Here is a 15791-nt window from a genome sequence, read left to right on the forward strand (position 1 = left end):
ATGGGCCAGCCTCCTGTGTGGAGCGGCCGGAGCCGGTATGCGCCCAGCGGCCGGGAAGGCGGTCGCCCCGAATCGGCGAACCTGGCGGACATCCTGGAGCGGGTGCTGGACAAGGGCATCGTCATCGCCGGGGACATCCGCGTGAACCTGCTGGACATCGAACTGCTCACCATCAAGATCCGGCTGATCGTCGCCTCGGTGGACCGCGCCCGGGAGATGGGCATCGACTGGTGGGAGCACGACCCCATGCTCACCTCCGGACAGCACGACCTCAGCGAGGAGAACCGGCGCCTGCGCCGCCGGATCGGCGACCTGGAGGCGGGCCGCACCGCATCCGTCACCGACCGCCCGGACGGGCTGGAACCAGAACGGGAACTTGAGCGGGAATTCGAGCAGGAGGCCCGACAGGACCGCGAGCAGCAGGCCGAGCAGCGGCGCCACGGCGAGGGGGCGGCACCGTGACCGAGGCGACCGCCACCTGGCTCTACGCCGTGGCCCGGGGCCTGCCGACCAGTGCCCTGGACGACGTGACCGGTGTCGCCGCGGAGCCCGTACGGCTGCTCTCCGGCCATGGGCTGCAGGCCGTCGTCGGCAGCGTCCCGCTGCGGGACTTCGCCGAGGACGCGCTCCATGACCACCTGGAGGACCTCAACTGGCTGGAGACGGCGGTCAGGGCGCACCACCGGGTCATCGACGCCGCAGCGGGCGCCACCCGCGTCCTGCCGCTCCGCTTCGCCACCCTCTACCGCGACGACCAGCGGGTCCACGCCCTGCTGGACCAGCAGCAGGCCGCGTTCGGCAGCGCCCTGGACCGCGTCGCCGGGCACACCGAATGGGGGGTCAAGGTCTATGCGGACCCGCGTGCCTTCGCCCCGGAGGCGCCCGAACCGGCGGGCGCGGCCAACCCCGGCACCGCCTATCTGCTGCGGCGGCGTGCCCAGCGCGACGAGCGGCAGAGCGCCCTGCTGCGCGCCCAGCGGTGCGCGGAGGAGATCGCCGGGGAGCTGGGCCCGCTGGCGGCCGAGACCGCCTCCCACCCGCCCCAGGACCCCCGGCTCGCCGAGTACCAGGGCTGGATGCTGCTCAATGACTCCTATCTCGTCCCCGACGCCCGCGCCCGGGAGTTCGCCGCCCGGGTGCACGCCCTCCAGCAGCGGTTCGAGGGCGTCCGGCTCCAGCTGAGCGGACCGTGGCCCGCCTACTCCTTCACCTCCGTGCCCGCCACCGAGACGGAAGCGGAACGATGACCCGGCTTCCCCAGCCGCTGCCGCCCCCGCAGCCACCGGCCGTCGGCGAGGGGCCGCAGGTCGCTCTGGTCGACCTGCTCGACCGGGTCCTGGCGGGCGGCGTGGTCATCAGCGGCGAGGTCACCCTCTGCATCGACGACATCGCCCTGGTCCGCATCTCGCTGCGCGCCCTGGTGGCCTCCATCCGGGCTGCGGAGGCCGACCCGTACCCCCTGGAGGAGGCGCGGCCATGAGCAGCGGCCCCGAACCCGGCCCGGTGGAGCGGCACCGGCGGCTGGCCGTGGACTCCGAGTCGGTGGAGCGCGGCCTGGCCGGTCTGGTCCTCACCATCGTGGAGCTGCTACGTCAGTTGATGGAGCGTCAGGCACTGCGCCGGATCGACCAGGGCGACCTCTCCGACGAGCAGATCGAACACCTCGGCCTGACCCTGATGGCCCTTGAGGACCGCATGGACGAACTCCGCGAGCACTTCGGGCTCTCCCCGGAGGACCTCAACATCGACCTCGGGCCGCTCGGACCCCTGCTGCCCCGCGAGTGACCGGGCACGGCCCGCCGTGGGGGAACTCACTGGCCAGGGGGTCTGGCCTACCCGGCGGAATGCGTCACACTGGTGTCCCGTGAGCGACTCCCCCGTGAACCCCGTGCCGATACCCCGCGCCCGCGTCGTGCTGCTGTCCGGGCCCTCCGGATCGGGGAAGTCGTCACTGGCCGAGCGGGCCGGACTGCCGGTGCTCCAGCTGGACGACTTCTACAAGGACGGCGACGACCCCACGCTGCCGCTGCTGAGCGCCGCCGGAGCGGTGGACTGGGACTCGCCCCGGTCCTGGCACGCCGACCAGGCGATGGCCGTGATCCGGCTGCTGGCCGAGACCGGGCGGGCCGAGGTGCCGGTGTACTCGATCCCCGACAACGCCCGGATCGCCACCCGCACCCTGGAGCTGGACGGTTCGGCGGCGTTTGTCGCCGAGGGGATCTTCGCGGCGGAGATCGCGGCCCGCTGCGCCGCCGAGGGGCTGCTGGGCGACGCGCTCTGCCTGCGCAACGGGCCGATGACCACCGCCTGGCGCCGCTTCCGCCGCGATGTCCGGGAGGGCCGCAAGTCGGTGCCGTTCCTGGTCCGGCGCGGCTGGCGGCTGATGCGGGCCGAGCGCGGGATCGTGGCGCACCAGGTGGAGCTGGGCGCGTACGCCTGCGCGGGCCCGGAGGCGCTGCGCCGGGTGCGCACGGTCGCCGACACCAGGGAACCCGCCGCCGCCTGACGGCCCGAGCAGAGCACCACGAACGCGCGAAAGGGCCCGGTGCCTCTCCCCGGCACCGGGCCCTTCCTGCGGTACTCCCCCGTGGCCCCGGTTCCCCCGAACCGGCACCGAGTCCCGCTGCTCCCCCTCCTTCACCCCCGGAGGTCCCCCCGGACCCCGGTCTCCCGTCCCACCCGACGGAAGGTCTGCGGGGGCCTCAGGCGACCAGCTCGCCGAAGGCCCGGCCGAGGTCGCCGCCCCGGTTGAGTGTGGCGTCGTCGCGCAGCCGGCGCAGCGCCCGCCAGATGCTGCTCTTCACGGTGCCGACGCTGATGCCCAGCACATCGGCGATCTCCGGGTCGGTACGCCCCTCGTAGTAGCGCAGCACCAGCATGGTGCGCTGCTGCTCGGGGAGCTTGGCGAGCGCCTGCCAGAGCACGGCGCGCAGCTCGGTGCCGCCCATGGCGTCGGTGTCGCCGACGGTCTCGGGCAGCTCCTCGGTCGGGTACTCGTTGACCTTGCGGCGGCGCCACGCGGAGATGTGCAGATTGGTCATGGTGCGGCGGAGGTAGCCGCCGACGGCCGCCTTGTCGGAGATCCGGCCCCAGGCGCGGTAGGTGGAGAAGAGCGCGCTCTGCAGCAGGTCCTCGGCCTCGTGGCGGTCTCCGGTCAGGTGGTACGCCGTGGCGTACAGGGAGGCGCGACGCTCGCGCACATAGGCGGTGAAGTCCTCGGTGTGATCCACCGGGGCCGCCTCTGCGGGCGCGGGCTCCCCCTGCGCGCCTCCCTGTACACCCCGCCCGGCGCGGTCCGGATACCTGACCGCCTTCCCGGCCTCGCGGACCGCCGGCTCCCCCGAACCGGCAGTCCGCAGGCCGTCCCCGTTACCCCCCGGGAGGCTGCGCACCACGGGGATGACCCCCCGCAGTGCCATGGTGCCCGCCCCGGCGCCCGGCTCGGGCGCGGCCTGCCTGCGGCCGATCCCGAACGTCTGGGGCTGGGGCGTACCGATGTGGTGAGCGCACCCCCGCACATTCACCGCACCGGTGGTCTCGTCGGCCCGTGCGGGCCGGCAGTTCGACGGGCGCACGGACCGGACGGGCGAAGCGGTCCTGGTCTGAAGCGTTGCGTTCATGGTGCGCCCCCATGTCGTGACGAGAGGATGTTCCGGTGTCCCGGGCCCGGGCCGTCCGTCCCGTCTCCCCTCGGGGCGTCCGGTGGTCCGTTTCCCTGACATCGAAAAGCTTGCCCGGGGCTCGTCATGGCGCTGTCCGCCGACTGTCACAGGGCTGTCACAGCGCCCGGAGGGCGGCGCGGCGTGCATGGATCACGGCCGTATGTCGGCTGCGCCCGGGGCGAGTTGGGCCCTGTGCCGGGTTCCACGCCGATGGGGTCCCCGGCGGTTCCGCAGGCCGGAACGACAGGTGAAGATATCCGGGCATACCGGGACAGTACGGCGCCGTCGCGGGCGCAACCGGGCAGGGCGGGTGAACCCGCGGCCCGGCGTGGGCCAGAATGAGGCCGTGCCGTTCCTACTGCTCATCGAGGACGACGACGCGATCCGCACCGGCCTCGAACTCGCCCTGACCCGCCAGGGCCATCGCGTGATGGCCGCCGCCTCGGGTGAAGACGGCCTGAAGCTGTTCAAGGAGCAGCGTCCGGACCTGATCGTCCTCGATGTGATGCTGCCCGGGATCGACGGCTTCGAGGTCTGCCGCCGGATCCGCCGCTCCGACCAGTTGCCGATCATCCTGCTCACCGCCCGCAGCGACGACATCGACGTGGTGGTCGGCCTGGAGTCGGGCGCCGACGACTATGTGGTCAAGCCGGTGCAGCCCCGGGTGCTGGACGCCCGCATCCGGGCCGTGCTGCGGCGCGGCGAGCGGGAGAGCTCCGACTCGGCGGCTTACGGGTCGGTGGTGATCGACCGGGCCGCCATGACGGTGACCAAGAACGGCGAGGACCTCCAGCTCACCCCCACCGAGCTGCGGCTGCTGCTGGAGCTCAGCCGCCGACCGGGCCAGGCGCTCTCCCGGCAGCAGTTGCTGCGGCTGGTGTGGGAGCACGACTACCTGGGCGATTCGCGGCTGGTGGACGCCTGTGTGCAGCGGCTGCGGGCCAAGGTGGAGGATGTACCGTCGTCGCCGACGCTGATCCGGACCGTGCGCGGGGTCGGCTACCGGCTCGACCCGCCCTCCTAGTGCCCCACTCCACGGCGGGGCGGACCGCGACAGACACCGACGGAATGCTGATGTGACGGACTACCAGGAGAGTTCCGCGCCGCCCGGCAGGGCGCGCGAAGGGCGGCTCGGCCGGCGGCTGCGGCTGACGTCGCTGCGGATACGCCTGATCGCGGTCTTCGCCGTGGTCGCACTGACCGCAGCGGTGTCGGCGTCCGGCATCGCCTACTGGCTCAACCGCGACGCGGTGCTGAAGCGGGCGCAGGACAGCGCGCTCAACGACTTCCGCGACTCGCTCACCCGCAATGTCACCGACATGCCGCTCAAGCCCAGCTGCGACGACCTGCGGGCGCTGGCCCGGGTGGTGGCCAGCCCGCAGCCGTGGCTCAACTACCAGGTCGTGGTGGTCGACCCGGCGCACCCCGACTGCACGGCCTCCTCCAACCCCGCCCGCTTTAGCGTGGACCGGGTCCCGGAGCGGCTGCGGACCACCGTGTCGACGCCGCGCCCGCTGGTGAACGGCAACGACTTCCGGTACCACCTCTACTGGCAGCGGACCATCCTGGACGGCGAGCCCTTTGTGGTGGGCGGCACCCGGATCGTGCCGACCGGGCCGACGGCGTACATGTTCAAGTCGCTCAGCGACGAGCGCACCGACCTCAACACCCTCGCCTGGTCGCTGGGCATCGCCACCCTGCTCGCCCTGGTCGGCTCGGCGCTGCTGGCCCAGGGCGCCTCCGCCACCGTGCTGCGGCCGGTGAAGCGGCTCGGCGAGGCCGCGCGCAGGCTCGGCCAGGGCCATCTCGACACCCGGCTGGAGGTCGGCGGCGCGGACGAGCTGGCCGACGTGGCACGTACCTTCAACAGCACGGCCGAGGCGCTGGCCGCGCAGGTGGAGGAGCTGTCCGCGCGGGAGTCGGCGAGCCGGCGGTTCGTCGCCGACATGTCGCATGAGCTGCGGACCCCGCTGACCGCGATGACCGCCGTCACGGACATCCTGGAGGACGAGGCGGACTCGCTGGACCCGATGATCGAACCGGCCGTACGGCTGGTCGTCAGCGAGACCCGGCGCCTCTCCGACCTGGTCGAGAACCTCATGGAGGTCACCCGGTTCGACGCCGGGACGGCCAAGCTGGTCGCCGACGACATGGACATCGCCGACCTGATCATGTCCTGCATCGACGGCCGGGCCTGGTACGACGCGGTCGAGCTGGACGCGCCGCGCGGCGTGGTGGCCCGGGTCGACCCGCGCCGACTGGACGTGGTCTTCGCCAACCTCATCGGCAACGCGCTCAAGCACGGCGGCTCGCCGGTCGTGGTGCGGGTGCGCGCCGAGCAGGCACCCGCCGACGCCTGGGCGGGCGGCCCGCACCCGAGCAGGCAGCTGGTGGTGGAGGTCCAGGACAGCGGTCCGGGCATCCGGGAGGATGTGCTGCCGCATGTCTTCGACCGGTTCTACAAGGCGGACAAGGGCCGGGCGCGCTCCGAGGGCAGCGGGCTGGGGCTCTCCATCGCCATGGAGAACGCCCGCATCCACGGCGGCACCATCACCGTCGCCAACGCCCCGGCGAAGCCCGACGGGACCCCCGGCGGAGCGGTCTTCACCCTGACCCTGCCGATGGCGCCCGACGACACCGAGCCACCGGACCCGGACGGCGAGGACCCGCCGGGCGGGCCGGAGGGGCCTTGCGGCCCGGACCGGCAGGACGGAAGCAGCACAGGCGGTGCGGAGCACGGCGGCGGGAACGCCGGCGCACCGGGCACGGAGAGGAGCGGGCCTTGAACGACGCCGTACGGCAGGTGTGCCGGAGGGCGGCGGCGGTGCTGCTGCTGGGCGCCGCCGCAGCCGGGTGCGGCATCCGGCCGACGTCGGTGCCGGTGGACGCGGGTGCCCCCGCGAGCCGTACGGCCTGCCCGCCGCCGACGCCCGTCATGTCCCCCAGCGGCTCCGCCCCGACCAGCCCGCTCAACGCGCCGTTCGCCGCCAAGCAGCCGGAGGCGGGCGTCTCCCCCACGGCCTTCGGCCCCACCGCCCCGCCGACGGCCAACCCCACCGCCACCCCCAGCTGCCTCCAGACCGGCCCCGGCCACTGACCGCCCGGCGCGGCGCCGCCCGTCAACCGGCGCCGCCGCGCCTCCCTCGTACGGTCGGTAGCCCTCGCCGCCCGGATGCGGAATCCTCCGATACAGGTAGGGAACCGACGGGACGAAGGTCTGCGTCCTTCCCGGCGTGCAGCGAGGAGGCACCGGCGTGCGGACCGGGGAAGGCCAGCTCCGGCAGGGGCAGTGGACGGGTGCACCGGCAACTTCGGCGCCCCCGACGGCGGGGGCCTCGCCCCTGCTGCGGACCGCCGGGCTGCTGCTGCTCGCCGCGCATCTGGTGCTGGTGGGCTGGTACGCGCTCCGCCCGGTGCCGGTGGACTGGGTCTACGACGCCAATCTGCGACCGTTCTCCTCGATCCACCGCGATCTCGCCGCCGGCACCGCCGAGGGATACCGGCAGATCGCCGTGCGCCTGCTGATGCTGGCCCCGCTCGGCGTACTGCTGCCGCTGGCCGGCGGCCGGGTCGCCGCCCGCTGGCTGCCGTCGCTGCTGCGCACCGCGGGCACGGCGGCGCTGCTCGGCACCGGGCTGGCGTTCCTCCAGACCGGCATCGCGGGCCATGTCCTGGACGTGGACGACGTACTGCTCAACCTGATCGGCGTGATCCTGGCACATGTCGCCGTGGTGCCGGGCGCCCGGGCCCTGCTGCGCCGCCACGGGTACCGGCCCACCAGCCCAGCCCCGCCGCCGCAACCCCGACCCCCCGCCCCCCGGGCACCCCCTACGACGTAGCCCCCGCCCCCGGCACCCACTGACCCCCAACCCCGGCCCCGGGCACCCCCAACGACGTGGCCTCGGCCCCTGGCACCCCCGGCGCCCGCCCTCCGCTTCCGCCTCGCGGCCCCGCCCTGGCCCCGCCCTCGGTTCTCACCTCCCACCTCCCGGCCCCGGCCCCGGTCTCGCCTCGCGGCCCCACCCTGGCCCCGCCCCCGGTTCTCACCTCCCACCCCCGGCCCCGGCCCCGGTCTCGCCTCGCGGCCCCACCCCTGACCCCGCCCCCGGTTCTCACCTCCCACCTCCCGGCCCCGGCCCCGGTCTCGCCTCGCGGCCCCACCCTGGCCCCGCCCCGGTTCTCACCTCCCACCCCCCGGCCCCGGCCCCGGTCTCGCCTCGCGGCCCCACCCCTGACCCGCCCCCGGTTCTCACCTCCCACCTCCCGGCCCCGCCCCCTTCCCGCCTCTCACATCCCACCCCCGCCTTGGCCTCTCGGTTGCCCGCCCTCCGCTTCCGCCTCCCCTCCCGGCGCCGCCCTTGGCCACCGGCATCCCACCCCCGGCCCGGCCTTGGCCTCCCGGCCCCGCCCTGGCCCCGCTGTCCCGCTTCCCACCCCCCGCCTTGGCCTCCCGCTTCCTCCCTCCCGCCCCCGCTTCCCACCTCCCCCGCCCGGTTCCCGGGGCCGACCCTGAGAGGTCCCTGACGGTCGGCGCGGTGTGGCCCCGGGAGATGCGGGGGTCGCGGATCGGCATCCGGGCCGATGTCCGGCGGGCCGATCGGGCGGAGGATCGAAGCAGCCGATCCGGGCCGGAGGGCCCGGCCGCACCGCCGGAGGAGATCCCGATGACCACACTCGCCCGCCCCCGCCACAACCGCGTCATCGCCGGAGTCTGCGCCGGACTCGCCGAACGCTTCGGCCTCACCCCGTGGACCATGCGGGTCATCTTCCTGCTGTCCTGCCTGCTGCCCGGCCCGCAGTTCCTGATCTACCTGGCGCTCTGGCTGCTGCTCCCCCAGGAGCCGTGACCGCCACCACGCCGAAGAGGACCACCCCCGGCGTACGGGTGCGGCCCTCTTCGCGAGCGCGGACGGACGGCGGTCAGCCGCCGAGCACGCTGCCTCCCCCACCGAGCGCACCGAGGACCTGCCCCAGCGGGCCACCGAAGCTGTTGCCGTGCGAACTGGGCGACACGCTGACGCCGCCGGGCCCACCACCCGCGCGGTTGCGCGGCGCCTGCTGCTGCGGCGCGGGGGCGGCGGGAGCAGGGGCGGCCAGGTGACCGGCCGCGTAGGCGACACCGGTGAGGGTCGGCTGCACCGTACGCACCCCCTCGGAGATGGCGCGAGTCCCGGTGCCGGGGTTCAGGGAGCCGAGTGCCTGGGCGACCGGCTCCGCCAGCGGTACGGTCCGACCGGCGTCGGCGAGGGTGCCACCGGCGGCGAGCGGCGCGAGGCCGCCCAGCGGGGCCGGGGCGGCGGCGGAAGCGGTACCGGCGGCCGCCGCCGCAAAGGCGACTCCGAGCGCTGCGGTGCCTGCGGTCCTGAGGACGGCCTTCTTCATGGGGGTTCCTCGTGTGCTCGTCGCGTGCGACGCATGCGGGCATCCGGCTACGCCGCGTGTGCTGTTGAGCACCCACCGTAGTGACGGGAGGTCCCGGCCCACAAACGGCATCCCCCGCTCGGCCCAATGACGACCGAACGGGGGACACCAACCTCGCACTCTCAGGAGGCGGCGCCACCGAAAAGCCACTCCGCCTTGAGCTCGGCATAGCCCGGCTTGATCACGTCGTTGATCATCGCCAGCCGCTCGTCGAACGGCAGGAACGCCGACTTCATCGCGTTGAGGGTGAACCACTGGAGGTCGTCCAGGGTGTAGCCGAACGCCTCCACCAAGTGCTCGAACTCCCGGCTCATGCTGGTGCCGCTCATCAGCCGGTTGTCGGTGTTGACGGTGACCCGGAAGTGCAGTCGGCGCAGCAGCCCGATGGGGTGCTCGGCATAGGAGTCGGCGGCGGCGGTCTGGAGGTTGGAGGTGGGGCACATCTCCAGCGGGACGCGCTTGTCGCGGACGTACGCGGCCAGCCGCCCGAGCCGCACCGAGCCGTCGGGGCGGGTCTCGATGTCGTCGATGATGCGGACGCCGTGGCCGAGCCGGTCGGCGCCGCACCACTGGAGCGCCTGCCAGATGGAGGGCAGGCCGAACGCCTCACCGGCGTGGATGGTGAAGTGGTTGTTCTCCCGCTTGAGGTACTCGAAGGCGTCGAGGTGGCGGGTGGGCGGGTAACCGGCCTCGGCGCCCGCGATGTCGAAGCCGGAGACGCCCCGGTCGCGGTAGCGGTTGGCCAGTTCGGCGATCTCCAGCGAGCGGGCGGCGTGCCGCATCGCGGTGAGCAGTGCGCCGACCCGGATGCGATTGCCGGCCTCGCGGGCCCGCCGCTCGCCCTCGCGGAACCCCTCGTTGACGGCCTCGACGACCTGTTCCAGGGTCAGCCCGGCCTCCAGGTGCTGCTCGGGGGCGTAGCGGACCTCGGCGTAGACGACCCCGTCGGCGGCCAGGTCCTCGGCGCAGTCGGCGGCGACCCGGATCAGGGCCTCGCGGGTCTGCATCACCGCGCAGGTGTGGGCGAAGGTCTCCAGGTAGCGCTCCAGCGAGCCGGAGTCGGCGGCCTCCCGGAACCACTCGCCCAGCTCGACCGGGTCGGTGGTGGGCAGCCCCTCGTAGCCGCAGGCGGCGGCGAGTTCCACGATCGTCTGCGGGCGCAGACCGCCGTCGAGGTGGTCGTGCAGCAGCACCTTGGGGGCGCGGCGGATCTGGTCCGCGGTGGGGGTGCGCGGGGCCGTGCCCGCGCGAGTGACGGTCTCGTTCTCCATTGGCCAACGATATCTCCTACGCGCGTAGAAACGGTGTTTCGAGTCGATATCACTCCCCCCAACACCCGGCAAACCGGCCGCGCCGCAGCATCGGCGCGCGTCTGTTCAGAAGCTCAGTAAGGAGGCGATCGGTGCCGCGGCGTGGCTGACGGGAACGGTGTGGGTAACCCAGGCAGGGCCGCTGAGCAGGTGGAGCAGGAAGGACGTCGGCTCCGGAACGTAGTTGGACGGGCCGCCGTCCAGGACCAGGCCGCTCTGGAGGTGGGTGCTGGGAGCGGTGGTCAGGGTGGTGCCCGCGAAGGCGGCGGTGACGGGACGGTGCACATGGCCCGCCAGGACGCGCGCGACATTGCCGTGCCGGGTGAGCACGGCGGCCAGGTCGTCGCCGTCGTCCAGGCGCATGCCGTCCAGGTACGGAATGCCGACCGCGTCGGGGGGTGGTGCAGGCAGACGACCACCGGGGTCTGCGGCCTGCGGGCGAGAACCGTGTCGAGCCATTCCAACTGCGAGGCCCCCAGGTGCCCTCCGGGCGAGCGGGGCACCGTCGAGTCCAGGACGACGAGGGTGAACGCGGGGTGGTCCACCGCATAGTGCGTCTGCGCCGCACCGCCCAGGAAGCGCGTGCCGCCGAACTCGTCCAGCAGCACGTCGGGATCGTCGTGGTTTCCGGCCACCAGGTGCAGCGGCAGTGGGAAGCCGTCGATCACCTCGCGCAGTGCCCGGTACTCCTCCGGGCTGCCCCGGTCGACCAGGTCGCCGGTGATCACCGCGCAGTCGGGCTGCGGGTCGAGCGTAAGGACACGGCCGAGCGCCCGGTACAACCCCTGCACAGGAGCAGCGGCAAGCGGGCCGGTCACAAGGTGCGGGTCACTGAGGTGCGCGATGGATACGGTCATGCCCGCACATTCCAACGCCGCTGCGGCCATGGCAATCGATCACGCTCAGGGCGAACCAAAATCACTGCTCGGCAGCGGGTCACCGTCAGTCGTGGTCCAGCAGTCGGCCGCGCCGGGAGAGTACGAAGTCGCGGAACGCCGCTACCGGCGGAGTCACCGGACGCCCCGACACCCAGGCCAGGCCGATGGCCCGGCGGGTGCGCGGCGCGGTCACATCCAGCTCCACCACCCCCGGCCGCGCCACCAGCGACGGCGGCAGCAGTGCCACCCCCAGCCCGGCCGCCACCAGGCCCCGCAGCGTCTCCGCCTCCTCCCCCTCGAACGCGACCTTGGGCGTGAACCCCGCCTCACCGCAGAACCGCTCCAGCAACCCGCGCAGCCCGTAACCCCGCCGCACCGCCACAAACGGCTCCTCCGCCACCTCCGCCAACCGGATCCGGCGACGCCCCGCCAGCCGGTGGTCGGCCGGAACGGCCAGATACAGCCGCTGCTCATCCAGCGGCCGAGCCACCAGATCCGGCGCATCCGGCAGCGGCGACACCAGGCAGAGGTCCAGCTCACCCGCGCGCAGCCGGTCCAGCATCGCGGTCACATAGTCCTGCACCAGCTGGAACCGCACCCGGGGATGCTCGGCCCGGAAGCCGCGCAGCAGCGCCGGCACCGTATCCGTCCCCATGGTGTGCAGAAAGCCGAACGCCACCCGTCCGGCCGCCGGGTCCGCCTCCGCCCTGGCCGCCTCCGCGCCGCGCTCCAACTCGGCCAGCGCCCGCTCCACCGACCCCAGCAGCACCCGCCCGGCCCTGGTCAGCCGCACCGTACGGCCCTGCCGGGCCAGCAGCGCCACCCCCAACTCCTCCTCCAACCGGGCCACCGCGCGGCTGAGCGTCGGCTGCGGCATCGCCAGCAGCTGAGCCGCCCGGGTCACATGCTCCAGCCGCGCCACCGCCGCGAACTGCGCCAGCCGGGGAGCCAGCAGCGCCGCCGCCACCTCCGGACCCAGCTCGGCGAGCAGCGCGGGCACCTCCTCCGGCCTTGACCTGCTCTCATACGCCATGGCATCAATCCTCCCCCATCCAGGCATTGGACGCATGAAGCACGGCGGTTCTACGTTCGGACCATGCCTGCCGCCAGTACCGGGGCGTCCCTGGCCCTGCCCTCGGACGCCCGTACCACCGCCGCCCCCGCAGCCGATCTCCGCCACCGCACCGGCGAGCCCGGCTTCCGCCGCGCCAACCTGGCCCTCTTCGCCGCCGGCGTCGCCACCTTCGTGCTGCTGTACTGCACCCAGGGCCTGCTGCCCGTGCTCTCCGCCGACCTCGGGCTCACCCCCGGCCAGGCCAGTTGGACCGCCTCCGCCGCCACCCTCGGCCTGGCCGCCGCGCTGCTCCCGGCCAGCGCGCTCTCCGACCGCTTCGGCCGCACCGCCGTGATGACCGCCTCCGTCTTCGGCGCCGCGCTGATCGGCCTGGCGCTGCCCTTGGCGCCCAACCTCACCACCCTGGTGATCCTGCGGGTGGTCCAGGGAGCGGCGCTGGCCGGACTGCCCGCCACCGCCATGGCCTACCTCGCGGAGGAGCTGCACCCCTCGGCGCTGGCCGGTGCCATGGGCCTGTATGTGGCCGGCAACAGCATCGGCGGCATGGGCGGCCGGCTCCTCTCCGGCTGGGTCGCCGCCTCCTGGGGCTGGCGCTGGGGCATCGCCTCCACCGCCGTCCTGGCGCTGGCCTGCGCCGTCGCGTTCCGGCTGCTGGTCCCCGCCGCCCGGCAGTTCCGCCGCACCCCGGTCGACGCCCGCGCCCTGGCCCGCACCGTCGGCGGCCATCTGGGCAACCCGCTGCTGGTCCGGCTGTACGCACTGGGTGCGGCCTTCATGGCCGTCTTCGGCGCCGTCTACAACACCGCCGGATACCGCCTGATCGCCGAACCGTTCAACCTGCCCGAGTCGCTGGCCGCCTCCATCTTCGTGGTCTACCTGGTCGGCACCGTCACCTCCGCCACCGCCGGCAGGCTGGCCGGACGGCTCGGCCGACGCGGCGCCCTGTACGCCGCCATCGGCACCACCACCGCCGGCCTGCTGCTCAGCCTCGCCGACAACCTGGTCTGCGCCCTGCTCGGCCTGGTCCTGATCACCGGCGGTTTCTTCGCCGGCCACGCCGTGGCCTCCTCGTCCGTCGGCCGCACCGCCACCACCGGCCGCGCCCAGGCGTCCGCGCTCTATCTGATCGCCTACTACGTCGGCAACAGCCTCGGCGGCACCCTCGGCGCCGACGCCTACCACTCCGCCGCCTGGTCCGGCACCACCGCCGTCGGCCTCGCCGCCATGGCCCTCGCCGCCGGAGTCACCCTCTACGCCACCCGCCGCGCCGTGGTCACCCGCCGCGCCCACGGCCTGTCGCACCCGGCATAACCGCAGGTCCCCCTGCCCGGACCGGCAACCCACCGGGGTGACTCGGCGGGTGCCGGAATCGGGCGGTTCCGGGCGGAGAAGCGGGGTTCCAGCCATCCCACCCGGCATGCCCACGGCAAAAAGTCCTGTCGTCAGCCTTGCCAAACCTGGGCGGTACCTCTGAAGCTTGGGAGCGCTCCCACACCACCCCCACCCTTTGGCACTGCGGAAGGAACCCCGCGTGAGATCTCCGCTTCGCGTCTTCGCCATGGCGGTACTGGCCGTCTTCGGCCTGATGGGCACCATGCTGGCGACAGCACTGCCTGCCCAGGCCGACACGCTCATCTGCGACCAGTACGGAACTGCCACCGTCCAGGGCCGCTATGTAGTCCAGAACAACCGCTGGGGCACCAGCGCCACCCAGTGCATCAATGTGACCAGCAACGGCTTCGACGTCACCCAGGCCGACGGCTCCGTCGCGACCAACGGTGCGCCCAAGTCGTACCCCTCGATCTACAACGGCTGCCACTACGGCAACTGCTCCCCCGGCACCAACCTGCCGGCGCAGGTCAGCTCGATCAGCAGCGCACCCAGCAGCATCTCGTACACCTACGTCAGCGGTGCGACCTATGACGCGGCGTACGACATCTGGCTGGACCCGACGGCCAAGAAGACCGGGGTCAACCAGACCGAGATCATGATCTGGTTCAACCGGGTGGGCTCCATCCAGCCCATCGGCTCCTCGGTCGGCTCGGCGTCGGTCGGCGGCCGGACCTGGGACGTCTGGACCGGCAGCAACGGGTCCAACAACGTGATCTCCTTTGTCGCGCCGTCCGCGATCAACAGCTGGAGCTTCGACGTCAAGGACTTCATCGCCGAGACCGTCAGGCGCGGCATGGCCCAGAACTCCTGGTACCTGACCAGCGTGCAGGCCGGCTTCGAGCCGTGGCAGAACGGCGCCGGGCTGAAGATCACCTCCTTCTCCTCCACCGTGAACACCGGCGGAAGCGGCACCGGCGGCACCACCACCGGGGGCACCACCACCGGCGGCACGACCACCGGGGGCAGCACCACTGGCGGCACCACCACTGGCGGCACGACCACCGGGGGCACGACCGGCGGCGGCACCACCGGCGGCTGCAAGATCGCCTACGTCGCCAACTCCTGGCCGGGCGGCTTCACCGCCGATGTGACCGTCACCAACTCCGGTTCCACCGCGGTCAACGGCTGGAAGGTGGGCTTCACCCTGCCCAGCGGCCAGACCATCACCAACGCCTGGAACGCGTCCATCACGCCGAGCAGCGGAGCCGTGACCGCCACCAACACCTCCTCCAACGGCCAGATCGCGGCCAACGGCGGAACCCAGTCGTTCGGCTTCCAGGGCACCTACACCGGCTCCACCTTCGCCAAGCCGGCCCAGTTCACCCTGAACGGCACAGCCTGCACCACCGCCTGACCCCCAACCCCCCCCACCCCAGGCCCGGACCGCGCCCCCGCGGTCCGGGCCTGCTCCATGTCCTGCTCCGTCCATGGCCACGAAGGTTCCGACCGGGCAGCACCGAAGCCTGCTGGCGGGACCCCTTCCCTGACGATCCCGACACCGGAGCGGCGTCGCACCACTGCACCCTGTGGCGGTGACGATCTGGGCCATTTGAGGACCCCGGCAACCGTCAGACCGCTACGATCCTGCCTTCAGCGAAGTCGCTGCCCCTTGGATGGATACCGCTACGTTCCGTAACCAGCAGCGGCATGGGTGAGCGTCGAGCGAGCCGGAGGGCGGCCTGGATGAGCCATCGGGGTGGACCGTGCGTAGGTATCGATGCATTGAGTACGAAGGGTGAGCTACAGGGGGGGTCACTCATATGGGTGTACCGCACCCAAAGCGACCCATCCGGCCTGCCGAGATGGAACATACTTCCTCGGCGTCACAGAGGGGGCAGTCTCGCAAGTACTGAACGGGGACGGGAACATCCGTGTCTCCACTCTGGGCCGCTACTTGCGCGCAATGGGGTACGAAGCCCGCCTGGAGTTGGTTCCGGTCGAGTCTTCCGCCCCTCCGGTGACATCAGCGCGTCGGCGGCCCCGTCAAGGTGCCGACGAGTCGAATGAACGCCATGCAGCCAACCGGTCGCGGGAGAGCCGTGCAACCGTCTCG

Annotated in this window: 18 protein-coding genes; 12 read left to right on the forward strand and 6 right to left on the reverse strand. The window is 73.0% G+C overall.

The features are described from left to right. The 5 genes from C7M71_RS11050 (at position 1) to C7M71_RS11070 (ending at position 2506) form a co-directional block, all read left to right on the forward strand. Complete coding sequence (locus C7M71_RS11050; RefSeq protein ID WP_111490989.1) at positions 1 to 462, forward strand: gas vesicle protein; 462 nt, start codon at positions 1 to 3, stop codon at positions 460 to 462. Beyond that, positions 459 to 1247 (forward strand): GvpL/GvpF family gas vesicle protein, encoded by a 789-nt coding sequence (locus tag C7M71_RS11055; protein WP_111490988.1) that lies wholly within the window; start codon positions 459 to 461, stop codon positions 1245 to 1247. Before C7M71_RS11050 ends, C7M71_RS11055 begins: the two co-directional genes overlap by 4 nt. Next, positions 1244 to 1480, forward strand: a complete 237-nt coding sequence (locus C7M71_RS11060; RefSeq protein ID WP_111490987.1) for a gas vesicle protein — start codon at positions 1244 to 1246, stop codon at positions 1478 to 1480. The genes C7M71_RS11055 and C7M71_RS11060 overlap by 4 nt, the downstream gene beginning before the upstream one ends. Continuing rightward, complete coding sequence (locus C7M71_RS11065) at positions 1477 to 1785, forward strand: gas vesicle protein K (protein ID WP_111490986.1); 309 nt, start codon at positions 1477 to 1479, stop codon at positions 1783 to 1785. The genes C7M71_RS11060 and C7M71_RS11065 overlap by 4 nt, the downstream gene beginning before the upstream one ends. A 79-nt stretch (positions 1786 to 1864) precedes the next feature. Then, positions 1865 to 2506, forward strand: coding sequence for an ATP-binding protein (locus tag C7M71_RS11070; RefSeq protein ID WP_111490985.1), 642 nt, complete (start codon positions 1865 to 1867; stop codon positions 2504 to 2506). Between the two features lie 196 nt (positions 2507 to 2702). Here C7M71_RS11070 and C7M71_RS11075 read toward each other — a convergent pair whose 3' ends face one another. Next, a complete protein-coding gene (locus C7M71_RS11075) occupies positions 2703 to 3620 on the reverse strand; it encodes a SigE family RNA polymerase sigma factor (RefSeq protein ID WP_111490984.1) in 918 nt (305 codons plus the stop codon). Between the two features lie 388 nt (positions 3621 to 4008). On the opposite strand from C7M71_RS11075, the gene C7M71_RS11080 reads away from it, so the two are divergent. From C7M71_RS11080 to C7M71_RS11105, 5 genes are all read left to right on the forward strand, one after another. Then, positions 4009 to 4686 carry a response regulator transcription factor gene (locus C7M71_RS11080; protein ID WP_111491002.1) on the forward strand — a complete coding sequence of 226 codons (678 nt, stop codon included), beginning with the start codon at positions 4009 to 4011 and terminating at the stop codon, positions 4684 to 4686. Between the two features lie 52 nt (positions 4687 to 4738). Beyond that, entirely contained in the window at positions 4739 to 6448 is a 1710-nt protein-coding gene (locus C7M71_RS11085) for an ATP-binding protein (protein WP_407675886.1), read from the forward strand. Further along, positions 6445 to 6759: a hypothetical protein gene (locus C7M71_RS11090; protein ID WP_111490983.1), complete on the forward strand. Its 315-nt coding sequence runs from the start codon at positions 6445 to 6447 to the stop codon at positions 6757 to 6759. Before C7M71_RS11085 ends, C7M71_RS11090 begins: the two co-directional genes overlap by 4 nt. 157 nt (positions 6760 to 6916) lie before the next feature. Then, positions 6917 to 7501, forward strand: a complete 585-nt coding sequence (locus C7M71_RS11095; RefSeq protein WP_162824212.1) for a VanZ family protein — start codon at positions 6917 to 6919, stop codon at positions 7499 to 7501. An 825-nt stretch (positions 7502 to 8326) separates the two neighbouring features. Continuing rightward, positions 8327 to 8509, forward strand: a complete 183-nt coding sequence (locus tag C7M71_RS11105) for a PspC domain-containing protein (protein WP_111493471.1) — start codon at positions 8327 to 8329, stop codon at positions 8507 to 8509. A 73-nt stretch (positions 8510 to 8582) separates the two neighbouring features. Here the strand turns inward: C7M71_RS11105 and C7M71_RS11110 are convergent, their stop codons facing one another. The 5 genes from C7M71_RS11110 to C7M71_RS11125 form a co-directional block, all read right to left on the reverse strand. Beyond that, positions 8583 to 9044, reverse strand: coding sequence for a hypothetical protein (locus tag C7M71_RS11110; protein WP_111493469.1), 462 nt, complete (start codon positions 9042 to 9044; stop codon positions 8583 to 8585). A gap of 161 nt (positions 9045 to 9205) precedes the next feature. Further along, positions 9206 to 10354, reverse strand: a complete 1149-nt coding sequence (locus C7M71_RS11115) for an adenosine deaminase (RefSeq protein WP_111493467.1) — start codon at positions 10352 to 10354, stop codon at positions 9206 to 9208. Positions 10355 to 10459: 105 nt separating this feature from the next. Then, positions 10460 to 10678: a hypothetical protein gene (locus C7M71_RS31640; RefSeq protein WP_229758658.1), complete on the reverse strand. Its 219-nt coding sequence runs from the start codon at positions 10676 to 10678 to the stop codon at positions 10460 to 10462. Beyond that, complete coding sequence (locus C7M71_RS11120) at positions 10636 to 11250, reverse strand: metallophosphoesterase (protein WP_229758659.1); 615 nt, start codon at positions 11248 to 11250, stop codon at positions 10636 to 10638. Before C7M71_RS11120 ends, C7M71_RS31640 begins: the two co-directional genes overlap by 43 nt. Before the next feature lie 85 nt (positions 11251 to 11335). Beyond that, entirely contained in the window at positions 11336 to 12304 is a 969-nt protein-coding gene (locus tag C7M71_RS11125; RefSeq protein ID WP_111493465.1) for a LysR family transcriptional regulator, read from the reverse strand. Between the two features lie 63 nt (positions 12305 to 12367). On the opposite strand from C7M71_RS11125, the gene C7M71_RS11130 reads away from it, so the two are divergent. Next, positions 12368 to 13657: an MFS transporter gene (locus tag C7M71_RS11130; RefSeq protein ID WP_111493463.1), complete on the forward strand. Its 1290-nt coding sequence runs from the start codon at positions 12368 to 12370 to the stop codon at positions 13655 to 13657. 247 nt (positions 13658 to 13904) lie between these two features. Further along, positions 13905 to 15092 carry a GH12 family glycosyl hydrolase domain-containing protein gene (locus tag C7M71_RS11135; RefSeq protein WP_111493461.1) on the forward strand — a complete coding sequence of 396 codons (1188 nt, stop codon included), beginning with the start codon at positions 13905 to 13907 and terminating at the stop codon, positions 15090 to 15092. The last annotated feature ends 699 nt before the right edge of the window (positions 15093 to 15791 follow it).

The organism is Peterkaempfera bronchialis, assembly GCF_003258605.2.
In the GTDB taxonomy this organism is placed as follows: domain Bacteria; phylum Actinomycetota; class Actinomycetes; order Streptomycetales; family Streptomycetaceae; genus Peterkaempfera; species Peterkaempfera bronchialis.